The organism is Lactobacillus nasalidis, from assembly GCF_016587775.1.
Taxonomy (GTDB): Bacteria; Bacillota; Bacilli; order Lactobacillales; family Lactobacillaceae; genus Lactobacillus; species Lactobacillus nasalidis.
Window position 1 is genome coordinate 1 of record NZ_BOCG01000501.1, and the last position, 3,585, is coordinate 3,585.

A 3,585-nucleotide genomic window follows, 5' to 3' on the forward strand; every position below is an offset into this window, starting at 1 on the left:
ATCAAACTCGCTATCTACCACGAATGGGTAGACGATCATAGAAGAGGCACCTACCTCAGCCGAAAATATGGGATGGAGCGTGGAGGAATCCAATATTTGGTAGACTTGATCCAAAAGCATGGCGAAGCCATTTTGGATCGCCCTCAACAGAAATATACTGCTGATTTCAAGCTCGCTGCCATTGATAGAGTTCTGCTAGGTGGTGAAGCTCTTAGGCAGGTTTCCTTAGACTTAGGGCTTACGAATCAAGGAATTCTTGCAAATTGGCTTCGTTCTTTCAAAGAAAACGGGTATACTGTCATTACCAAGAAGAAAGGTAGACCACCCAAGAATGCCCAAAAGCAAGGACAAACAACGGATCAAAGAGCTGGAAGAGCAGGTAAAGAGGCTTACAGTCGAGCTTGCATACATAAAAAAATTGGAGGCCTTAATTCAAGAACGCAAGAGCCAAGAAAAGAAGAATTAGCTCGTGCAATCACTGAATTAAGGCAAGAATTGCGGCTTAGCGTCAAGTACATTATCGACGTTATTAATGCCAATCCTGGATTGCCTCATATCTCAAGAAGCAACTATTACTATCAGACCCATAAGCCAGATAAGGCTTCTGGTAACCAGAAGCTGATGGATAGAATCAAAGAGATCTATCTTGAACACAGCCAGCGCTATGGGTACCGGAGAATCTATGGACAGCTTCGACGGGAAGGCTATGAGATCAATCATAAGAAGGTGCAGAGGCTCATGCAAAATCGGCATCTCAATCCGCAAGAGACGTAAATACAGCAGCTATTACGGCGTTCAAGGCAAGATCAAGCCAGACTTAATCAAGCGCAATTTCTACGCAATTATTCCCGACAGACATTGGTTTACCGACGTGACTGAATTCCATCTTAAAGATCAAAAGCTCTACCTTTCTCCAATTATCGATGGTTATACCCAAGAAATCATCTCCTACAACATTTCTAGGCACCCAGACCTTAAGCAAGTGATGACCATGCTAGATGACGCATTTGAGAAGCACCCGGCTCTTAACGGGCTTATTTTCCACTCAGACCGTGGCTGGCAATATCAGCACCAAGCATATCAAGCCGCTCTGGCTAACAGAGGGATCGATCAGAGTATGTCCAGATTGGGTAATTCTCTTGATGACGGCTTAATGGAGGGCTTCTTCGGCATTCTTAAGCGGGAGATGTTCTACGGCCAAGAACATAAATACAAGGACTTAAATGAGCTTGAGCAAGCTATTCACAAATACATCGATTACTACAACAACGTAAGAATCAAGACAGGACGAAAAAACATGACCCCGATTGAATATCGGAATCATGTTTTAACAACCTTAACGGTGTAATACTAAATTGTCCCAATTTTGGGGGTCACATCAAAACGGTTTTTGCTTTGTTTTCGTTTTTTACCGTCTTACAGGGTCCATGGGTCCTGCAAAACGATGGTTTGTTCACGGTCTGGGCCGACGGAAACAGTGACGACCGGGATGCCGGTGATCTCACTGATCCGCTTGACGAAGTTCTGCGCGTTTTCTGGCAGGTCTTCCCAGCTCTTGGCACCAGTGATGTCTTCGTCCCAGGCTGGCAGTTCCTCGTAAACTGGCTGGCAGGCTTCAACTTCCTTCAAGTTGGCCGGGTAGTAGTCGATCTGCTTGCCGTTCAAGTCGTAAGCCACGCAGACCTTGATCTTGTCAAAGCCGCTGAAGACGTCCAGCAGGTTCAGACTCAAGGCGTTGATGCCGGCTACGCGCTTGGCGTGGCGGAGGGCAACTGAGTCAAACCAGCCGACCCGGCGCGGACGGCCAGTAACCGTGCCGTATTCGTGAGCGATGTCACGGATCTTGTCGCCGATTTCGTCGTGCAGTTCAGTTGGGAATGGGCCGGCACCGACTCTGGTGGTGTAGGCCTTGCAGATGCCCAGGACAGTCTTGATCCGGTTGGCCCCGATCCCGCTGCCGGAAGCAATCCCGCCGGAAACGGAGTTGGAAGAACTTACGAATGGGTAGGTACCCTGGTCGATGTCCAGCATGATCCCTTGGGCACCTTCAAAGAGGACCTTTTCGTCCTTGTCCAGAGCATCGTTGACGTAGACTGAAGTGTCGCAGACGTACTTGGCGATCCGCTTGCCGTATTCAACGTACTTGTTGTAGATTTCGTCGTAGTCCATGGCTGGCTTGCCGTAAACCTTGGTGAAGAGCGCGTTCTTGCTTTCCAGGTTGAAGCGGAGCTTTTCGGCAAAAGTTTCCGGATCGATCAGGTCGCAGACCCGGATGCCGATTCTGGAAGCCTTGTCCATGTAGGTTGGCCCGATCCCGTTCTTGGTGGTGCCGACCTTTAGGCTGCCCTTGGCTTCTTCTTCGTAAGTGTCCTGCATGACGTGGTAAGGCATGATGACGTGAGCGCGGTTGGAAATCTTCAAGTTGCTGGTGTCAATGCCATTCTTTTCCAAGTTGTCCAGTTCGCCCAGGAGGACTTCAGGGTTGATAACGACCCCGTTGCCGATCACGGCGCCCAATTTAGCAGCGAAAATCCCGGATGGAATCAGGCGCATCTTGAATTCCCGCCCGTCAAAGTCGATCGTGTGGCCGGCGTTGTTGCCGCCGTTGGCACGAACGGACAGGTCTGCCGTCGTCCCTAAAAAGTCTGTAATTTTACCCTTGCCTTCGTCGCCCCATTGGCTGCCGGCAACTGCGATTGATGTCATTTTTTCACCTCAAAAAATATTTCGTAGAACTTACGTTAGAAAGGTTAGCATTTACCGGGCAATTAGTCAACAAAAATCCGAATAATATTTTTAGAACGTTCGTGAATGGTTCGAATAAGCCTTGACTTTTAGAAGAAATGTCAGTAAAGTATCAAAGGTACTTTAAAAAAGGAGCTGGCAAAAATGAGCAATTATTTCAGCATGGAAGCTTTTGACTATGATGATATCCAACTGGTGCCCAACAAGGCGGTCGTGAAGAGCCGGAAGGAGTGTGACACGAGCGTCAAGTTTGGAAACCGAACTTTCAAGATTCCGGTCGTGCCCGCCAACATGGAGAGCGTCATCGACGACGACCTGGCGGTTTGGCTCGCTGAAAACGGCTATTACTACGTGATGCACCGCTTCCAGCCGGAGAAGCGGGCTGGCTTTATCAAGATGATGCATGACAAGGGGCTTTTTGCTTCGATTTCCGTCGGCATCAAAGACGATGAATACAAGTTCATCGACGAACTGGTGGAAAAGAACTTGATCCCGGAATACACCACGATCGACGTGGCCCACGGGCACTCAGTCTACGTGATCGACATGATCAAGTACATCAAGGAAAAGATGCCGGACACCTTCCTGACGGCCGGCAACGTGGCGACGCCAGAAGCTGTCCGCGAACTGGAAAATGCCGGCGCTGACGCCACCAAGGTCGGGGTTGGCCCGGGCAAGGCCTGCATCACCAAACTCAAGACCGGTTTCGGGACTGGCGGCTGGCAATTGGCGGCTCTCAGAATGTGCAGCAAGGTGGCCAGAAAGCCTTTGATCGCCGACGGCGGGATCCGCCACAACGGCGACATCGCCAAGTCCGTCCGCTTCGGGGCCAGCATGGTC

Annotated in this window: 2 protein-coding genes and 1 pseudogene; 2 read left to right on the forward strand and 1 reads right to left on the reverse strand. The window is 49.8% G+C overall.

The annotated features are described in order from the left end of the window. Nucleotides 1-1,348: pseudogene (locus lacNas_RS09705) on the forward strand (IS3 family transposase); the annotation flags it as partial. A 68-nt stretch (nt 1,349-1,416) separates the two neighbouring features. On the opposite strand, the gene lacNas_RS09710 reads toward lacNas_RS09705, so the two are convergent. Beyond that, nucleotides 1,417-2,706 (reverse strand): adenylosuccinate synthase, encoded by a 1,290-nt coding sequence (locus lacNas_RS09710; RefSeq protein WP_201331343.1) that lies wholly within the window; start codon nt 2,704-2,706, stop codon nt 1,417-1,419. 183 nt (nt 2,707-2,889) lie between these two features. On the opposite strand from lacNas_RS09710, the gene lacNas_RS09715 reads away from it, so the two are divergent. Further along, a partial coding sequence (locus lacNas_RS09715) for a GMP reductase (RefSeq protein ID WP_201346814.1) occupies nt 2,890-3,585 on the forward strand: 696 nt, incomplete at its 3' end.